Here is a 551-nt window from a genome sequence, read left to right as displayed (position 1 = left end):
CCGCCGCGAGCGTCGACGCCGCGCGGCTGAAGCAGGTCGGCCAGCTCTATCGCGCCACCGGGCTGCCAGCCGAGGCGGCCGACGCGCAGGCCTTCCTGTTCTACTGCTTCATCTTCGGCCAGAGCCTGCTGTTTCTCGAACGCGGCCCACGCAAGCGCGCGCAACTGCTGGCGCAATCGGCAGACAAGCTGCTCACGGAAAGCCAATAGCGCTCGCGCCAAAGAAAAGCGGCCGGCTTACGCCGGCCGCCCCGTCAAACTCGCTTCAGCCGACTCAGGCGCCCTTCAGGCGCTTGTTGCACTCGCTGTAATAGCCGCCGCCCTTCTGGATCCACTTCAGGCCGCCATTGCCGCCCGTGGTCTTGTTGGCATTGTACTGGTCAACGCAGGTGTGCATGCGCTGCTTGCCTTCGGACTCCTTGGCGTATTTGGGATCGACCGCGTTCGGAAACACGGCGGGCCCTGCCGGTGCGGCCGGTGCCGCGGGGGGAGCGGCTTCCCGCTTGGCTTCCTTCGGCGCGGCCGGAGCAGGCGCGGCGGCAGCGGGCGGCG

General features: G+C 68.4%; 2 pseudogenes. One reads left to right on the top strand and one right to left on the bottom strand.

From position 1 onward, the window contains the following. A pseudogene (locus H8B02_RS47705) lies at positions 1 to 209 on the top strand (TetR/AcrR family transcriptional regulator); the annotation flags it as partial. Positions 210 to 273: 64 nt separating this feature from the next. On the opposite strand, the pseudogene H8B02_RS47700 reads toward H8B02_RS47705, so the two are convergent. Beyond that, positions 274 to 551 (bottom strand): annotated as a pseudogene (locus H8B02_RS47700) (hypothetical protein); the annotation flags it as partial.

This window comes from Bradyrhizobium altum, from assembly GCF_020889705.1.
In the GTDB taxonomy this organism is placed as follows: Bacteria; Pseudomonadota; Alphaproteobacteria; order Rhizobiales; family Xanthobacteraceae; genus Bradyrhizobium; species Bradyrhizobium altum.
This window is presented reverse-complemented; position numbering and strand designations above follow the sequence as displayed.